The following is an 18,937-nucleotide window of genomic DNA, read 5'->3' as shown; positions in this document are numbered from 1 at the left end:
ATTAAAATTACTGAAATGAAAAGAAAATATTTTTTATATACTGCTGCAATTGCGCTTACTGTAAGCGTAGCCGCGTGTAATAAAGCACTCGATATAAAGCCTACTGGTTCCATTGATCAAAGCCAGGCTATATTGACTGCAAAAGATGTTCAAAGTACCCTTGTAGGCACCTATAACAGAATGGCGCAATCAGATCTGTACGCTGGTGATATATTTATGTACTCAGATCTTATGGCTACCCAAACAATCGTCAATTGGACGGGTACTTTCCAGGAGCTAACCCAAATGGTTAACCAAAAGATTCTTGTTGATAACGGTTTTGTGCAAGACACCTGGCTCAGAGGATACCAGGTTATTAATTTGGCAAATAACGTGTTGGCTAATTTAAACAAGGTTGTTGCTGATGATAAGGACAGGACAGAGGGTGAGGCTAAATTTATACGTGGTTTAATGTATTTTGATTTGGCACGGCTTTATGGCAAAGCTTACAATGATGGTACTCCTTCTTCGAATTTAGCGGTGCCAATTGTGCTGACCCCAACAACAGTGGTTAGTGATGCATCATATGTTTCACGGGCTACGGTTAAAGCTGTATATGACCAGGCGATAAGTGATTTAACCGATGCAGAAGCCAAACTTCCCGAAACGAATTCATTCAGGGCCACCAAAGGCGCAGCGCAAGCTATTTTAGCGAGGCTTTATTTACAACAGGGAAATTATACTTTAGCGGTTACTGAAGCTAATAATGTAATCTCATCAGGTAATTATAGTTTAAATGCAACATATGCAGCTGAGTTTCCAAACGGTACCAGTGCAGCGCATTTCGACAATACTTCTGAAGATATTTTTGCTATACAGGTAACCTCTCAGCAGGGTGTAAACTCATTCAATACTTATTTTGCTTCGTCGGGTTTTGGCGGCCGGGGAGATGTAAGGGCTAAAACAACATTTGTGGCCGATTCATTTGCCACAAATGACAGCAGGGGCAAGTTTTTTACTGCTACAACTGATGGTGATGGTAATCCTTTATATTATCGTACCAAAAAATATAATAATTCATTAGGTAATGCCCATGTTGTACGTTTAGCAGAAATGTATTTGATCCGTGCAGAAGGCAATTTTCGTAATGGAACCGTTATAGGTGCAACTCCAACGGCAGATGTGAATAAAATAAGGGTAAGGGCCGGTGCAACGCCTATTGGGACTGTGAAACTGGGCGACATAATCAGGGAACGGATACTTGAGTTACATTTTGAAGGGTTTGCCCTCCAGGATGCTAAGCGATTAGAACTTAAAAAGGTAGGTTCGGTCCAATATAATTCGCCGGCCTTGGTTTTTCCTGTGCCACAGCGCGAGCTTTTAGCTAATAAAAACCTGGTACAAAATGAAGGCTATTAACAACAGTCATAATGTTTGAAATACATATATCCCGGTGATTAATATTCACCGGGATTTTTTGTTTAACCTAAGAACTAAGATATCAAATTTCAACAACCATGGAAGATGACCAAATACTTGACGCCCTGAATGCGCACTGGCAGGCATCGGCAGCCGGCGATATTAATGCGGAGCATGACATTTATGATGATGATGTTATTTGCGATTATCCGCAGTCGGGCGAACGAATTTTTGGACGAAGTAATTTGCAGGCCTTACGTGGGCATCATCCCGGTAAGCCATCAGGTTTTCGCGTTAGGCGGATCCTCGGAAAAGGTGATATCTGGATTACAGAATATACTATCAACTATCAGGAACGGCAGGCTTTCACTGTGAGTATTATGGAATTTAGCGGGGATAAGGTAGTGCATGAAACGCAGTATTTCGCCGACCCCTTTGAAGCTCCTGCCTGGCGAAGTCAATGGGTTGAGCAGATTGACGGATAGCGCATTGTTGTTGCAAGATCAACGCGGATTTGTGATAGTGTATTTGGATTGGTTGTCTATAAACAAATAAGGCCTCTCATTGCTGAAAGGCCTTATCTATATATCTGTTGTGAAAATTATCTTGCTTTAAAAGGTTTAGCTTTTTTAACCGGATAATGAGGTTTGCCATTAGGATTAATTTCAGGTGCACCTACTAAAGTCATAGCGCAACGGAAACCAATTTCGGCACTTGCCTCATCCTGATCCATAAAGCGACGTGTAGCTGGATTTAACCAAAATGCCATATCGTTCCATGATCCGCCTTTGTATACTTTAGAGTGGTCGTTAACCAGGGTGGTTGTACCATAAAGGGCTTTGTTAACTTCATCCTTTTCACCTCTTGCATCAGGAGTGTAAGCCTTACCCGAGTTTTTAGGTAATAACGAATCAACCGGAAGCGAGCCTGTTTGCGAAGTAGCAAGCGGCGCATTTGGATTAGCACTTTGTGCAGCTGTAGTTTGTTGTTGTAACGCTAAAAGTTCGCTGTATTTTAATTTTTTATTGGAGTGTGCAGGATCTTTAATAGGCTTGCCGTATTTATCTTTGGCATAAAGCCCTTTGCTTGGATCTGCCATACGTTTGTTTGAGAACTCATTACCACGGAAAGGGTTGAAGTCTTCAAATTCTTCAAATGATGTTTGACGGTAAGTATCGGCAACCCATTCGTTAACGTTACCTGCCATGTTGTACAAACCAAAATCGTTAGGTGCGTAAGAACGTACAGGAGCAGTAATGTCTGCCTTATCGTTCAGGTAACCGCCTACACCGGCATTATCACCACTGCCGCGTTTAAAGTTGGCCATGATCAAGCCGCGTGTTTTTCTTTTTGCCGAACGTACGCCTAAACCGTTCCAGGTATACATTTTGCCATCATCGATGTTTTCGAACTGTGTGTTGCCTGCAAGGGCTAACGCTGCATATTCCCATTCTGCTTCGGATGGTAAACGGTAGGCTTGTTTCAGGATACCATCTTCCATACGTACCGGTCTAACAGCTTTGCCGCCTTTACCAGTTCCGGCCTGAGCGTTAGGGCTCAGGTTTGGCATCATTTTTTTACCATCTACACCTGCACCCGTCATTTGACCGTTCAGGTAAATATCAGTGTTGAAAGGTTGGCCGTTAGCTGCAATACCCGCGTCACCGCCGCCGCCTTTTTTACCTTGGTCTTTCCATGCTACCAGTTTTCCGGTTTCACGTAAAATGTTTTCGTTGGTACGGTCGGTACGCCATGAGCAATAAGCTTGCGCCTGGTCCCAGGTTACACCTACAACAGGGTAGTCCTGAAAAGCCGGGTGGCGAAGGTAGTTATCTACATAAGGCTCGTTATACGATAATGGGTGCCGCCAAACCAATGTATCAGGTACGGCATTATAATATAACTCGCGATCTTGTGGGAAAGTAATATTGATCCAGTGCAGGTAATCAAGCCAATCCTGGTTTGATACCTCGGTTTCGTCCATGTAAAAAGACGGAACAGTAACCCTGCGGCGCACATTATTATAATCGTAGGTGATGTCCTGATCGGCACTGCCGCCCATAACAAATGTACCGCCTTCAATAGGTACTAATCCAGGCCCCGGAGATGGGTGGCTTTGCCTGAAACGCTCATAACCGCCATTGTTTTTATCGTTATAAGTTATACCCGTTTTTTGCGATTGTTCACGTTTACTGCAGCTGCTCAGCACGGCCCCTAAAGCCAACAATCCCAAAGCAGTTTTAGTAAAAAGTATTTTCATATTTTTACAGTTATATTAAGTGGTAAATTTATAAAAAAATGGATACAGTGCTTATGCTTATGAACCATTATTTAGAAATAAATAGTACAGTTATCAGGGGTTTTAACGAAAAATTGATGAAATTAGTTGCGTTGATTTAAATTTTTGATTTAACTTTCAGCATAGGCACAGGCTTGAAAAGGTAAAACAAGTCATGATCCTGTTTTATAAAATACAAATTGTTATAACCTAATTCCTACAAATGAAGTTTTTTACATTTCGAGGCCTTGCTATAATTACCCCTTTTTTATTGCCAATTGCAGCAGCAGCACAAACAAATACTAACGGAAGTAATGTCAATGCAATTCCCACTGAAGTCCCTTTTTTAAACATTTCTCCAGATTCACGTTCGGGGGCTATGGGGGATGCAGGCGTAGCTTTATCGCCGGATGTAAATGCAAACTTCTGGAACCCGTCAAAGCTTGCATTCCTGGAAAGTAATGATGCGCTATCGGTATCATACAGCCCATGGTTAAGGCATCTCGTGCCCGATATCAGCTTGTCGTACCTGAGCTATGCGCACAAAATTGATGAACGGAATACCATCGGAGCATCACTAAGGTATTTTAACTACGGTTCTATTCAGCTTACAGACGATAACACAAACGATCAGGGTACTTACACACCTAATGAATATTCGCTTGATGTTTCGTTTGCCCGTAAGTTTGGCGATAACTTTTCATTGGGCTTAACTGCACGGTACATTCACTCTAACATATCAAGCATCTCGTTTGCTACCGGATCAAGCCAGGCTGCAAAAGCGGGCAATGCCTTTGCTGCCGATGTTTCGTTATATTATACAGCGCCATATGGCGATGGCAACACTTTTGCCTTTGGAACACACATTTCAAATATTGGCACAAAGATCAGCTACAGCGATGTTGGTAATAAATATTTTTTACCAGCCAATTTAAAATTAGGCGTAGCCAACACCTGGCAATTGGACGATGTCAATGAGTTTACAGCAACCTTCGATATTAACAAGCTACTGGTACCAACTCCGCCGCTGCGCGATGTGAATGGTAATATTATAAAAGGAAAAGATGATAATGTATCTGTGCCCGCCGGCCTTTTTCAATCGTTTGGTGATGCACCGGGTGGCTTTAGCGAAGAGTTGAAAGAGATCAGCTTTTCGCCAGGCGTTGAGTACTGGTACAACAAGCAGTTTGCTGTAAGGGCAGGCTATTTTTATGAAAACCCATCCAAAGGCGACAGGCACTATGTTACCATGGGTATAGGGTTTAAATACAGTGTTTTTGATTTTGATTTTTCATACCTGGCAGCCAGCCAGCAAAATAGTGCCCTGGCCAATACTTTGCGCTTCACTTTGTCGGCAAGTTTTGGTGGTACAACAAATGCTTCAAGAAGATAATGGGTAAAATTAAGGTAGGTTTTGGGTTTGATGTACACCAGTTAAAAGAAAATCACCCCTTTGTTTTAGGCGGAGTTAAACTTGAGCACCACGCCGGTGCTTACGGTCACTCAGATGCCGATGTGTTGTTACACGCAATTTGCGATGCCTTGCTTGGCGCAGCGAACCTGCGTGATATAGGTTTTCACTTTTCAAATAAGGACGACAGATGGAAAGGCATCAGCAGTTTGATCCTTTTACAACATGTTGTTGCCCTTATCAAAGAAAAAGGTTTTGTTATTGGCAATATTGATGCCATGGTGTGCCTTGAGGCCCCGAAGATCAATCCACATATCCCTGCAATGAAAACCTATATAGCCGAAGCTGCGGCTATTAGTGAAGAAGATATTTCCATTAAAGCTACTACCAATGAGCAAATGGGGTTTATCGGCCGCGAAGAAGGCGTTGTAGCTTATGCAGTGTGCTTAATTGAAAGGGAATAGCATAGTAATATCGAACCTCATATAAAGGATGGGAACGATGAGGCATGCCAACTTATTAAGAGAGCAGGCATGAGTATAAAAGGAAAAATCCGCTTAATCTCATAAATCCAATAAATCGCGGTTCAGACAACTATTTGCATTGTTTTAGCATTAACTTTGCTATTTATTAACGCAACTTTAACAAATAGCATCATGAGCAAATTTACCATACCTGATAAAGTGCTGTACGTATGCGTAGGCAGTAAATGTGGCAAACGTGGCGGTAAAGACATGTACAAACTGGCTAAATCGTATATCAAACACCACCACGGCCGTGAAGAGTTGGAGGTTATTGAAACCGAATGTACCGACAGGTGCAAATACGCTCCGGTGTGCAGTATTCAGCCCGGGAATACCTGGCTAAAAGAATATCATCCAAAAGAGGTGTTGAAGCTGATGGATCTGATAGATTAAAAAATTCAACAAATAGGCAATAATAAAAAAGGGTCCTTTTGCACTTGCAAAAGGACCCTTTTTTATTGAACTCACTCCTTTGGAGAGCGGCGGGGTGAGGTTTTACGCCTCACTATCATATTTTATCTGACCAACATGCTTGTCAATCTGCCATCTGCCGGTGCCTTCTTCGCCAATAACTTCGAATAGTTCAAGAGCGCGACGGGCTTTGTATTCTTCTTCGCGTTGTTCTTTCAGGAACCAGTTCAGGAACTCCATAGTAACAAAATCCTGCTCTTTCATGCAACGGGCGTAGATGTTTTTGATAGCGTTAGTTACGCTGATCTCCTGGTCAAGCGCCTCTTCAAACACTTCGCGGAATGAGTTATATTCCTGTTTAATGCCGGTAACCTCTGGTGATACAGCATTGCCTCCCATATCAAGAATATATTTATAAAATTTTAACTGGTGATGGCGTTCTTCATCGGCTTGTTTGAAAAAATATTCGGATGAAAAATCATAACCATTACGGTTGCACCATGAAGCCATGGCCAAATATATTGATGAAGAAAGTGCTTCTTTCTTAACTTGCTGGTTTAAAAGCAATTCGATATCTGCCGATATCAGGCTTTTTATGCGGAGTAGGTCTTTCATGATCTCGATAAATTAAACGTTATATGACTTTACGGTAAATTATAATGCAATAATAATGCAGTTAAAGCATATTAGTTTAAATTAAAGATAATATGAAATTAATCTAAATTATAACAAGAATTGGTCTAAATTACAGGGAGTTACTGTAAAGGCGGTCGTGAATAATATGGTTGAGTTCCAGCATCACAAAAGTACCTTCTAAAAGCTCTTTCAGGTTGATGATCTGAGCAAGGGAAAGTACATAACAATGATCGCAGGCGCAGATAAAAATGATCTCCACATCCGGATCGGTAGTAGTAGTAAGGAGTTTTTCCTCAATGTCGATAGCGTAAACTGCTTTGCGCAGTTTCAGGAAATTACGATGGTCAAACCGGGCAACCTTACCGGCGAAATCAACATACCAGCAACGCTCCGCATCGCACTGGTAAACTGCACCTGTTTTGGTGCTGAAAACGTCGGTCCATAAAGTTAGTTCGGTGGTCGCAATCATATAACGGGTACAAATATTGGTATTATTTGTAATCAATCCAAATAAACATAGAAAAAAATTATTAACAGGCGGGGAAAGAAGCAAGACGGCAAGAGTCAGGAAATAAGACAGTAAGATTTACAATCATGTAATGCAAAGCGTGGCAATCTCGCAGCCAATGCATTGCCGCTTTGTATAGCTAAGAGATTGCTACGTCGTGCCCTGCTCGTGCCCATGCCGCTCCTCAATGACATAATATTTGAAGATCAAAAAATGAAGAACAAAACAAAAGTGCGTGAGCCCGACAAAAAAGCGGGCCTGGGAGTATAGCCTGTGGGGGGAAGCATTTTTTTGTCTTGATGTTTGGTTACTTTGCATCTAAGGTAAAGTAACTGGCCCCGCCCGGCCAAGAGGGCGACGGTGTAAGTTATAAAAGCACAATGTTTGTTGGAATACAACATCAATTAACTTATCTGTAACTTTTTCATACAAGCAATTAATTTTATTATAAATTTGAAGCGTGGTTGCTGGCTTATCTGTAACCCAACCAATTATCCTTTTATCATTTTTTTATATGAGAAAAACCTTACTATCCACCTTATGCTGCTTGCTGGCTGCTTTGGGTGTAAAGGCACAAACGCCTGCACTTGAGCGCGTTGAGCCTATGTCGTGGTGGGTTGGCATGAGCAATCCTAATCTGCAACTGGTGGTTCATGGCAGCAACATCGCATCGCGCAGTGTATCCTTAAGCTATCCGGGTGTTAAGCTTAAAGCAGTGCATAAAGTCGAAAATTCAAATTATTTATTTGTCGACCTGCAAGTTTTTTCATCGGCTGTTCCGGGAACGTTCCCGATAAAATTTAAAAAAGCCGGTGAAAAAGATCTTACTTATAGCTACACACTTAACAAACGCGACAAGTCGGTGGGCCGGGCGCAGGGTGTTACCAGCAAAGACCTGATCTATCTGATTATGCCTGATAGGTTTAGCAACGGTGATGCCGCTAATGACTCATTCAATAACCTTCGTGAGCAGGGTATTCACCGCGATTCGATGTTCAGCCGTCATGGGGGAGATTTGCAGGGGATCATGAATCATCTCGATTATCTGAAAAACTTAGGTGTTACCGCTATCTGGCTTACTCCCGAAATTGAAAACGATGAGCCGCACGCTTCATACCACGGTTACGCGGTTACCGATTATTATAAGATAGACCCCCGTTACGGCACCAATGATCTTTATAAAAAGTTTGTTGAAAAATGCCACAGCATGGGCTTGAAGGTTATTAAAGACCTGGTGCATAACCACGCCGGTACCGAAGGTTACCTGATACAGGACATGCCGATGAAAAGCTGGGTGCACCAATGGCCAACGTATACCAAATCAAATTTCCGTGATGCGGCGGTAATGGACCCGCATGCTTCGCCAATGGACCGCAAGTTGATGCAGGATGGCTGGTTTGACCATCGCATGGCCGATCTTAATCAGAACAATGTTTACGTGCAAAACTATCTCACCCAAAACCACATCTGGTGGGTGGAGTATGCTGGTATTGATGGTTTCAGGTTGGATACCTATCCTTATAATGAGCCTGTTTATATGGCCAAGTGGGCCAAAGATGTTAAAGCCGAGTTCCCTAAGCTTTCCATCTTTGGCGAAACGCTGGTATGGTCGGCTGCTAACCAGGCATTTTTTACACAGGGTAATACCGTTAACCGCGGCTTTGATACCCAACTGCCCGGTGTGACCGACGGAGTTTTAAAAGACGCTATTTACGAAGCTATCAACGGTAAAGATGGATGGACAGACGGTGTTGGCCGCTTATACTCTGTAGTAGCACAAGACTTTTTATACCAGGATGCTACCCGCAACACCATATTTATGGATAATCATGATATGAGCCGTTTGCTATCTATGGTGGGTGAAGACATTCCCAAATATAAATCGGCTATGGCTATGCTACTTACCATGCGTGGTGTACCGCAAATGTATTATGGCGATGAGATCCTGATGAAAAACTACTCAAACCCGGATGGCCTGGTGCGCGAGGATTTCCCGGGTGGCTGGGCCGGCGATAAACAAAACAAGTTTACTGCCGAAGGCCGCGATAAAAAGGAGAATGATGCTTATAGCTATGTGAGCAAGCTGGCCAATTACCGTAAAGGTACTACGGCCCTGCAAACCGGTAAAATGATGCAGTTTGTACCCGAAAATGGCATTTATGTTTATTTCAGGTACGATGCCCAAAAAACTGTGATGATTATGTTTAACAGCAGTGAGAAAGATCAGGAAACCACTACCTCAAGATATTTCGAGCGTATTGGCGATGCCAAAAAAGCAAAGAATGTACTAACAGATGAAATGGTTGGTCTGGATAAAGTAACAATACCTGCCAAGACAACTTTAGTATTAGAATTGATACCCGGCGTTACTCATTAAAATAATATCTTTAGGGGACTAATTCCCTGTGTTTTACCCAAGAAAATGAATACTATAAAAGCTTGTATTTTCGACCTGGACGGTGTAATTGTTGATACTGCCGTTTACCACTATAAAGCCTGGAAAAGGCTGGCCAACTCGCTTGGTTTTGATTTTACCGAGCATCAGAACGAACAACTGAAAGGCGTAAGTAGGGTACGTTCGCTGCAACTGATATTGGGTTGGGGCGGGGTTACCAAAACCGAAGCTGAGCAGGAGCAACTGGCTACCCAAAAAAACATATGGTATATGGAAATGGTAAACCAGATGAAACCCGAAGAGATTTTGCCCGGAGCTAAAGAGTTTTTAACAACCTGCCGTAAGGTAGGCCTCAAAACGGCACTGGGTTCGGCAAGTAAAAACTCCATGACCATATTGGAGAAAATCGGTATCACCGATATGTTTGATGCGGTGATTGATGGCAACAAAGTAAGCAAAGCCAAACCCGATCCCGAAGTGTTTTTAGCCGGTGCGCAAGCATTGGGCGTGTTGCCCGAAGAGTGTGTGGTATTTGAGGATGCCATTGCCGGGGTTGAAGCCGCCGTAGCAGGTGACATGAAGGTGGTAGGCATCGGCTCGCCAGATGTACTTACAGGAGCCAACCTGGTTATAAAAGGTTTGGATGAGATGACCCTGGATAAATTGTATAAGTTGTAAGATGTTTATTAAAGAAACGTCATTGCGAGGAACGAAGCAATCTCCAATAAGTAGAGCAGCTCTGTATGTTCGCTCTGTACAGTTCGCGATTGCTTCGTTCCTCGCAATGACGTGGTTAAATAAAGTGATTAAATGAAAAACTACATAAAAGCTGATGAGTGGAAGATAATTGAAGAAGGTTTCGACGCTCATTATAACAAGATTTCTGAAAGTATATTCAGTTTGGGTAATGGCCGTATGGGCCAGCGTGCCAATTTTGAGGAAGCTTACAGTGGGGATACCCTGTTGGGCAACTACGTAGCAGGGGTTTACTACCCTGATAAAACCCGCGTAGGCTGGTGGAAAAACGGTTATCCCGAATATTTTGCCAAAGTATTGAATGCTGCCAACTGGGTTGGTATCGACGTTGTAATTGATGGTGAGCAACTTGACCTTGCTAAATGCGAAGTGTTGAGCTTCCGTCGGGAACTGAACATGAAAGATGGCTACCTGAAACGCGATTTTCATGCTAAAACAGCATCAGGTAAAGAAGTTAAGGTAGAAGCCATCCGCTTCTGCAGCATGGCCGATGACGAAACAGGCGCCATTAAATACACGCTTACCCCGTTAAACTTCAGCGGTGCTATCACTTTAACGCCATCTATTGATGGTGATGTGGTGAACAAAGACTCTAATTACGACGAAAAGTTTTGGGATGAGGTAAGCAAAGCCACACAAGCTGATGGTGGTTACATTGTGATGCGTACCAAAAAGACTGGTTTTGTGGTTGCTACCGGCATGAAGTTTAACATCCTGCAAAATGGTGTTGCTATTGAACCAACTACCGAGGCTATCGAAAAAGAGAAATACGTGGCCGCTAAGTTTAGCTTAGAGGCAAAACAAGGCGAAAGCATTACAGTAATTAAGTATGCAGCTAACCTGTCGTCACAAAATTATAAACAGGAAGAACTGGTTGATCAGTTAAACGCTACATTAAATCGCATCATCGCCAAGGGGTTTGATACCATGCTGGACGAGCAAGCTGCCGCCTGGGCCGAAAAATGGAAACATAACGATATCATTATTGATGGCGATGTATCGGCACAACAGGCTATCCGCTTTAATATTTACCAGCTTAACCAAACTTATACCGGAGAGGATGACCGCTTAAATATCGGCCCAAAAGGTTTCACCGGCGAAAAATATGGAGGCTCAACTTATTGGGATACCGAGGCTTACTGTGTGCCTTTTTACCTTTCAACAGCACCACAAAAGGTTACCCGCAATTTGCTGCTATATCGCTATAAGCAATTGGGTAAAGCAATAGAAAACGCACAGCTATTGGGCTTTAAAAATGGTGCTGCATTGTACCCTATGGTTACTATGGATGGCACCGAATGCCACAACGAGTGGGAGATCACTTTTGAGGAGATCCACCGTAATGGGGCTATTGCTTTTGCTATTTATAACTACGTGCGTTATACCGGCGATGAGACATACCTTGGTGATTACGGTTTTGAGGTATTGCTGGGTATAGCCAGGTTCTGGTCGCAAAGGGTTAACTGGTCGGATGATAGGCAACAGTATGTAATGCTGGGCGTAACCGGGCCAAACGAATATGAGAATAACGTAAACAACAACTGGTACACCAGCACCATCGCTACCTGGTGCATGCAATATACCGTTGATGTTGCCGAAAAAATAAAAGCAACAGATCCTGAAAAATATGCAGCGTTGGTAAGCAAAGTGAACCTGGATGAAGAAACTGAGTTTGGCCGTTTCCGGGATATTGTACAAAAGATGTACTACCCGTACGACGAGAAACGTCAGGTGTTTTTACAGCAAGATGGCTATTTGGATAAAGAACAGATCCTGGTGAAAGACCTGCCTGCCTCTGAGCGCCCTATCAACCAAAAATGGAGCTGGGACAGGATCCTGCGTTCATGCTACATTAAACAGGCCGACGTATTGCAGGGGATCTACTTTTTTGAAGATCAGTATGATATAGATACCATACGCCGCAATTTTGATTTCTACGAGCCGCGTACGGTACATGAGTCATCATTGTCACCATGCGTACACGCTATTTTGGCGGCTAAACTTGGCGACGAGGCCCGTGCCTATGAGTTTTACTTACGCACTGCCCGTTTAGATTTGGACGATTATAATAACGATACTGAGGATGGTTGCCATATTACATCAATGGCAGGTACCTGGATGTCTGTAGTAGAAGGCTTCGGTGGTATGCGTGTAAGTAATGATAAGCTTTCATTCCAACCGTTTATTCCTGAAAAATGGTCGTCGTTTTCGTTCCATATCGGTTTCCGTGGTGCATTGCTAAACATTAAAGTAAGCAAGGAAGGTGTACAGATCAAGAATGCATCTGACGTGGAAACAACTGTGCTGGTTTACGGAAAAGAGCAGTTGGTGAAAGCCAATGATGAATTACTGGTTGAAGCATAATGAAAAAGAATTGTGTTTTTGTCTTTTTTATTGCTGCAACAATATTGCCGTATATTACGTTGGCACAGGTAAAACATCACAAAAAGAAAAACAGCATGGAACAAACTACCAATCACAAGCTCATTATATACCAGTTACTACCCCGACTATTCGGCAATACGCAAACGCTTAATAAAACCAATGGTTCTGTTGAAGAAAACGGTGTTGGCAAGCTGAATGATATCAACGATAAAGCCCTTCAGGAAATTAAAAAGATGGGTTTTACCTACGTTTGGTATACCGGTGTAATTGAGCACGCTACCATGACGGATTATTCGCAATTTGGTATCAAAGCTGATGATCCGGATATCGTGAAAGGCAGGGCAGGTTCTCCTTATGCCATTAAGGATTATTACGATATCGATCCCGATCTGGCGGTTGATGTTAAAAACCGCATCGGCGAGTATGAAGCGCTCATCAAACGTACCCATAACAATGGTTTAAAAGTACTGATGGATCTGGTGCCTAACCACGTTGCCCGCACTTATGGATCGGATGTTAAACCTGCCGGTGTACGCGATTTTGGTGAGGATGATGATAAAGGCAAAGCTTTCAGCGCTGCTAACGATTTTTACTATATGCCCGGTCAGCCTTTTGTGGTACCGGCGGGATATAACCCAGGTGGCGACGAATTTAAAAGCGCGCTGAAGGATGGGAAATTTGATGAAAATCCTGCTAAGGCAACCGGTAACGATGTGTTCAGCGCTGCGCCATCTATTAATGATTGGTTCGAGACCATGAAGCTGAATTATGGAGTTGATTATATGGATCATCGCCACGGTCATTTTGACCCCATTCCACCGCTGTGGAACAAGGTTTATGATATCCTGCATTACTGGAGCGAAAAAGGCGTTGACGGTTTCCGCTGCGATATGGTGGAAATGGTTCCGATTGAGTTTTGGGGATGGGTGATTCCTAAACTGAAAACCGAGCACCCCGGTTTGGTATTCATTGGCGAAGCTTATGACAAAGGCAAATACGCCGATTATATTTTTAAAGGCAAGTTTGATTACCTGTATGATAAGGTGGGCCTGTATGATGCCATCAAGCGCTTAACTCGCGATGAGCACAATTCATCAACCTGGGAAATTAACGCTGTTTGGAACCACGATAGCAAAGGTATCGACGAACACATGCTCCGCTTTATGGAAAATCATGACGAGCAGCGCATCGCCTCAAATGATTTTGCAGGTAACCCATGGCTGGCTGTTCCGGGTATGATTGTTACAGCTACGCTGAACACTGGTCCGGTAATGGTTTATTTTGGTCAGGAAGTAGGGGAGCCCGCCATCGGTACCGAAGGTTTTAGCGGCAATGATGGTCGTACCTCTATATTTGACTACTGGGGAGTACCTCAGCATCAAAAATGGGTGAATAACCATGAGTATGATGGTGCGCAGTTATCTGCCGATCAGCAAAAGCTCCGTGGTTTTTACCACAATCTGCTTACGGCGGTGCATAACAGCGAGGCTCTTAAATCGGGCGCGTTTTATGAGTTGATGATGGCCAACGAGCGTCAGCCGGGATTTGATACCCGTTTGTATATCTATGTGCGTTATACCAATAACCAGCGTATATTAGTAATAACCAATTTTAACCGGAGCGAGCGTAAACTAACCGTAAAACTCCCCGAAGACCTGTTAACAAAATTAAACCAAAGCGGCCATAAACAATTCACCGACCTACTTAGCGGAGCTAAATTTAATACCGATGATATACGTAATGGTGTTGAAGTAAGCCTTCCGGCCATGAGCGGATTGTTGCTGGAGTTTTAGCCACTTACAATATGTCATTGCGAGGAGGAACAACGAAGCAATCGCATACTGTACAGAGCCGCTCTGTATAGCATGCGATTGCCACGCTGTGCTCGCAATAACATGGTGGATAATATACGAGCTGCCACCAATGAACTATTGAACCAATGAACCAATGAACAAAAATAAACCAACCATCGCGCAAAAGCCACGATTAAGTTTTTGGCAGATCTTTAACATGAGCTTCGGCTTTTTGGGTATCCAGTTTGGCTTTGCCCTGCAAACAGGTAACGCCAGTCGCATATTGCAAACTTTTGGTGCCGATGTAGAGCATCTGTCGTGGTTTTGGTTAGCTGCACCTATAACAGGTATGGTTGTTCAGCCTATAATTGGTCATTACAGCGACAGGACATGGAACCGTCTTGGTCGCCGCCGCCCTTATTTTTTAACCGGGGCAATCCTTTCGGGCGTGGCATTGTTTTTTATGCCAAACTCATCCATGCTGGCAGCGCTGATCCCGCCTATTGTAGTAGGAGCAGGGATGCTTATGATCATGGATGCATCGTTCAATGTGGCTATGGAACCTTTCAGGGCGTTGGTGGCCGATAACCTGCCCGATAGCCAGCATACTACAGGCTTTTCTATGCAAACCTGTTTAATTGGGGTAGGAGCAGTGATAGGTTCATGGTTGCCTTATGTTTTTGCTGAGTGGTTTGGGATAGCCAAAACAGCCAACCGGGGTATCGTGCCCGATAATGTGCTTTATTCTTTTTATATCGGTGCGGCTGTGCTGATAGGGGCTATTTTATGGACGGTGATCCGTACTAAAGAATACCCTCCCGAGGTTTATGCAACCTTTCATGAAAAGGACGAAACCGAATCTGGTCATCAGGGAGGCTTGCTGGAGATCTTCTCCGATCTGGCCAATATGCCTAAAACCATGAAGCAATTGGGTTTGGTACAGTTTTTCTCCTGGTTCGCACTTTTCTCTATGTGGGTATTTACCACCCCGGCAGTTGTTGATCATGTTTACCACATCCCGGCAAGGGATACCTCGTCATCGGCTTATAATGATGCCGCTAACTGGGTAAATGTATTATTTGGTGTATATAATTTAGTATCGGCAGTGTATGCACTTTTATTGCCGCGCATAGTTAAAAAGCTGAGCCGTAAAAAAGCACATGCATTTTCATTAACTATGGGTGGTTTGGGGCTGATCTCTATATTCTTTATCTCTGATCCGCATTTGCTGATATTATCAATGGTGGGTATAGGCCTGGCCTGGGGCAGTATCCTTGCCATGCCTTACGCAATCCTATCAAGCTCAATACCAGCCAAAAAGATAGGCGTGTACATGGGTATTTTTAACTTCTTTATCACCTTTCCTCAAATTGTAAATGGCATCATTGGCGGACCGATAGTTAAGTATGCTTACAGCGGGCACGCCATATACGCGCTGGTAATGGCGGGTGTTTTTATGTTTTTGGCGGCGATAGCTGTACTTTTTGTTCAGGATGGTAAGAAAATCCAAATTATTGAGGCTGCAAGTTGAATAAAAATTAAGGATTTGGCACGGTTAATGGTTTTTCGTTAATTCAATTGTTGTATATTGCGTAGTAAGGACACTTTATACATATTTGCAGAACCACTAATTTATTTGAATGGAAAGTAATACCCCAAATCCTGAGCTGATAACAAGTAAGTTAGTTGAAGTAGAAAACTTACTGGAAGAAGAAGAGGAGTTTCACCACCTTAATAACCCTGCCGATGGTATTAAGCCGGTTGTAAAAAAGTATCTCGGCATACCCAACCACGCCGATCAGTTGGGGAACAAGTTCTATTTTACCGATGGCGATGCCAAGGTTGAAGTTATAGTTGTTACCGACGAGATCATCCGTGTAAGGCTTGCACCGCACAGCGTTTTTCTGGAAGATTTTTCATATGGTGTACCTAAGCTGCCAACCAAGGCCGCAGGTTTTACCTTGCATGAGGATGAAAACGAGTTTCGTGTTTCAACTTATAAGGTAAATTGCCATATCCGCAAAAAGGATTTTTTTATCTCTTTTTCGGATAGCAACAACCATGTAACCAGTATGGACGCCGTACCCATGCACTGGGAAGAGAACGTGCAGGCAGGTGGTTACTACGTATTTTGTACCAAAACCTGCGCTCCTGATGAAAGCTTTTTTGGCTTAGGCGATAAACCTACCGAGTTTAACCTGCGTGGTAAAAGACTTAAAAACTGGAATACCGACGCCTATTCCTTCCAGTGGAACCAGGATCCCCTTTACCGGAGCATTCCGTTTTACATCAGTGTAAATGATGGTATAGCTCACGGTATTTTCTTTGATAATACATTTAAAGCGCAGTTTGACTTTGGTGCCGAAGACAGGACTAAAACAAGTTTCTGGGCTGATGGCGGCGAGCTGCAATATTATTACATCCACGGTCCGCACATGATGGACGTGGTAAAAAGCTACCATACTCTAACCGGTACACATCCGATGCCGCCGCTTTGGGCGCTGGGCTACCACCAATGCCGCTGGAGCTATTATCCCGAGGCTAAGGTTAGGAAAATTGCCAAAGGTTTCCGCGAAAACCAGATCCCATGCGATGGTATCTACCTGGATATCGATTATATGGATGGTTACCGCTGCTTCACCTGGAACCGCAAGTATTTCCCCGATCCTAAAAAGATGATCAGCGAGCTTGCCGCCGATGGCTTTAAAACGGTTGTAATTATCGATCCGGGAATCCGCGTGGATGATAACTATTGGGTGTTTAAAGAAGGTAAGGAGAAAAAATATTTCTGCCGCCGTAGTGATGACTACTTTATGGAAGGCCACGTATGGCCGGGCCGCTGTCAGTTTCCTGATTTTACCAATCCCGAAGTACGTGAGTGGTGGGGAGGATTGTTTGACGAGTTGGTGCAGATGGGCGTTGCCGGTGTTTGGAACGATATGAATGAGCCTGCTGTATTTGGCGCAGGTACTTTTCCTGATGATGTACGCCACCAATATGATGGCCACCGTGGGTCGCATCGTAAAGCGCATAATATTTACGGTATGCAGATGGTACGCTCAACCTACGAAGGTTTGCGTAAGATCATGAAAAATAAACGCCCTTTTACCATTACAAGGGCGGGTTACTCGGGTGTACAACGCTTTTCGTCAGTTTGGACTGGTGACAACGTAGCATCGTGGGAACACCTGAAACTGGGTAATATCCAGTGCCAGCGCCTGTCGATCTCCGGAATCCCGTTTTGCGGTACAGATATCGGTGGTTTTAGTGGTGAGCCTGATGGCGAACTGTTTACCCGCTGGATCCAAATGGGAACTTTCTCGCCCTTTATGCGTGCACACTCCGCAGGTGATACCAAAGAGCGTGAACCATGGAGCTTTGGTGAACCGTTCACTGCTATCAACCGTAAATTCATTGAACTACGTTACCGTTTGATTCCTTACCTGTACTCAACTTTTTGGGAGCATCACCGCTACGGTTTCCCTATTTTGAGGCCGATAGTGATGCATGAGCAGGATACACAGCTGAACCATTTCCGCCAGGATGAGTTTACTTATGGCGATAAGATATTGGTTTGCCCGGTAATGGAACCAGGCCAGATTAAGCGTAATGTATACCTGCCAAAAGGTAAATGGTACAACTTCTGGACTTATGAGGTTATTGACGGAGGAAAAGAAGTATCAGTTGATACTCCGCTTGAAACCATGCCTGTATTTGTAAAAGCAGGTTCGGTTATTCCTGAATATCCTGTAATGCAATACGTTGGTCAAAAAGAGATTGAAGAAGTAAAGCTGAATATTTACTATACAGATTATGAAGTAAACTCCTTCCTGTTTGAAGATTACGGCGAAACTTTTGCCTACGAGCAGGATATCTACCTTGAAAAGAAATTTGTGGTAAACGGAAGCTCAAGATCAGTTACTATTGATCAAAGCCTGGAAGGTTTGTACACACCACGTTACGACGGGTACCACTTTAACCTGATAGGTTTACCATTTGCACCATCAAAAATAACAGTAGATGGCAAGAGCGTAAAAGAGTTCCAGATCAACGATGATAAAACGGTAGAGTTTAAGTTTAGCAAAAACTTTAAGCATATTGAGATAAGTAAATAGTATTTAGCTAAGGCCATTTCTTAGTAACGCCATTGCCATAGGAATACGTAGCAATGGCGTTTTTATTTGTCTTTACCTGGTAGAGTTGGTGGGATGTTGCCGTCCGTCCGTAGCCCTGTGTCAAATGCTTACAGACAAACGCGGACATATAATAATAACCTCCGCTTCCATCTTCGTGCCTCGCAATGGCGTGGTGGAGAGTGGATTAACAGAATTCTCAGCGTTAGGGATAGTAGCGGATACCGGCCAATGTCATTAAGTTAAGGAACACCACAGTTCAGAACCGGATAAAATCCGGTTCTTTATGGTTACGAATCAAAAAACTGT

At 43.4% G+C, this 18,937-nt stretch carries 14 protein-coding genes; 11 read left to right on the top strand and 3 right to left on the bottom strand.

Translation table 11 applies throughout. The features are described 5' to 3' along the window. The first annotated feature begins 15 nt into the window (after positions 1-15). On the top strand, positions 16-1,398 hold the full coding sequence (locus BMX50_RS26025; protein WP_091217089.1) for a RagB/SusD family nutrient uptake outer membrane protein: 1,383 nt from the start codon (positions 16-18) through the stop codon (positions 1,396-1,398). Positions 1,399-1,496: 98 nt separating this feature from the next. After that, positions 1,497-1,883, top strand: a complete 387-nt coding sequence (locus BMX50_RS26020; protein ID WP_091217085.1) for a nuclear transport factor 2-like protein — start codon at positions 1,497-1,499, stop codon at positions 1,881-1,883. Between the two features lie 116 nt (positions 1,884-1,999). Here the strand turns inward: BMX50_RS26020 and BMX50_RS26015 are convergent, their stop codons facing one another. Then, positions 2,000-3,658: an SUMF1/EgtB/PvdO family nonheme iron enzyme gene (locus tag BMX50_RS26015; RefSeq protein WP_091217082.1), complete on the bottom strand. Its 1,659-nt coding sequence runs from the start codon at positions 3,656-3,658 to the stop codon at positions 2,000-2,002. 241 nt (positions 3,659-3,899) lie between these two features. Here BMX50_RS26015 and porV point away from each other — a divergent pair, with 241 nt between their 5' ends. The 3 genes from porV to BMX50_RS26000 all read left to right on the top strand — a co-directional run bounded on the left by porV (position 3,900) and on the right by BMX50_RS26000 (position 6,004). Continuing rightward, a complete protein-coding gene (porV, locus tag BMX50_RS26010) occupies positions 3,900-5,069 on the top strand; it encodes a type IX secretion system outer membrane channel protein PorV (protein WP_091217077.1) in 1,170 nt (389 codons plus the stop codon). Then, a complete protein-coding gene (gene ispF, locus BMX50_RS26005) occupies positions 5,069-5,551 on the top strand; it encodes a 2-C-methyl-D-erythritol 2,4-cyclodiphosphate synthase (protein WP_091217073.1) in 483 nt (160 codons plus the stop codon). Before porV ends, ispF begins: the two co-directional genes overlap by 1 nt. 192 nt (positions 5,552-5,743) lie before the next feature. Next, positions 5,744-6,004: a (2Fe-2S) ferredoxin domain-containing protein gene (locus BMX50_RS26000; protein WP_091217070.1), complete on the top strand. Its 261-nt coding sequence runs from the start codon at positions 5,744-5,746 to the stop codon at positions 6,002-6,004. 102 nt (positions 6,005-6,106) lie between these two features. On the opposite strand, the gene BMX50_RS25995 is transcribed toward BMX50_RS26000, so the two are convergent. Further along, positions 6,107-6,637 carry a ferritin gene (locus BMX50_RS25995; RefSeq protein WP_091217065.1) on the bottom strand — a complete coding sequence of 177 codons (531 nt, stop codon included), beginning with the start codon at positions 6,635-6,637 and terminating at the stop codon, positions 6,107-6,109. A 130-nt stretch (positions 6,638-6,767) separates the two neighbouring features. After that, on the bottom strand, positions 6,768-7,127 hold the full coding sequence (locus BMX50_RS25990) for a hypothetical protein (RefSeq protein WP_091217061.1): 360 nt from the start codon (positions 7,125-7,127) through the stop codon (positions 6,768-6,770). Positions 7,128-7,680: 553 nt separating this feature from the next. On the opposite strand from BMX50_RS25990, the gene BMX50_RS25985 reads away from it, so the two are divergent. From BMX50_RS25985 to BMX50_RS25960, 6 genes are all read left to right on the top strand, one after another. Beyond that, positions 7,681-9,543 carry a glycoside hydrolase family 13 protein gene (locus BMX50_RS25985; protein ID WP_091217705.1) on the top strand — a complete coding sequence of 621 codons (1,863 nt, stop codon included), beginning with the start codon at positions 7,681-7,683 and terminating at the stop codon, positions 9,541-9,543. 45 nt (positions 9,544-9,588) lie between these two features. Then, positions 9,589-10,239 carry a beta-phosphoglucomutase gene (gene pgmB, locus BMX50_RS25980; RefSeq protein WP_091217056.1) on the top strand — a complete coding sequence of 217 codons (651 nt, stop codon included), beginning with the start codon at positions 9,589-9,591 and terminating at the stop codon, positions 10,237-10,239. Between the two features lie 132 nt (positions 10,240-10,371). Continuing rightward, entirely contained in the window at positions 10,372-12,681 is a 2,310-nt protein-coding gene (locus tag BMX50_RS25975; protein WP_091217052.1) for a glycoside hydrolase family 65 protein, read from the top strand. Beyond that, positions 12,681-14,495 carry an alpha-amylase family glycosyl hydrolase gene (locus BMX50_RS25970; RefSeq protein ID WP_244281104.1) on the top strand — a complete coding sequence of 605 codons (1,815 nt, stop codon included), beginning with the start codon at positions 12,681-12,683 and terminating at the stop codon, positions 14,493-14,495. The genes BMX50_RS25975 and BMX50_RS25970 overlap by 1 nt, the downstream gene beginning before the upstream one ends. Before the next feature lie 154 nt (positions 14,496-14,649). Further along, positions 14,650-16,026: an MFS transporter gene (locus BMX50_RS25965; protein ID WP_091217048.1), complete on the top strand. Its 1,377-nt coding sequence runs from the start codon at positions 14,650-14,652 to the stop codon at positions 16,024-16,026. Between the two features lie 109 nt (positions 16,027-16,135). Then, entirely contained in the window at positions 16,136-18,610 is a 2,475-nt protein-coding gene (locus tag BMX50_RS25960) for a glycoside hydrolase family 31 protein (protein ID WP_091217041.1), read from the top strand. Positions 18,611-18,937: the final 327 nt, after the last annotated feature.

Origin of the sequence: Mucilaginibacter gossypiicola, from assembly GCF_900110105.1 — a bacterium.
GTDB lineage: Bacteria > Bacteroidota > Bacteroidia > Sphingobacteriales > Sphingobacteriaceae > Mucilaginibacter > Mucilaginibacter gossypiicola.
The sequence above is the reverse complement of the archived record's forward strand: the minus strand, read 5'-3'. Positions and strand labels throughout refer to the sequence as shown.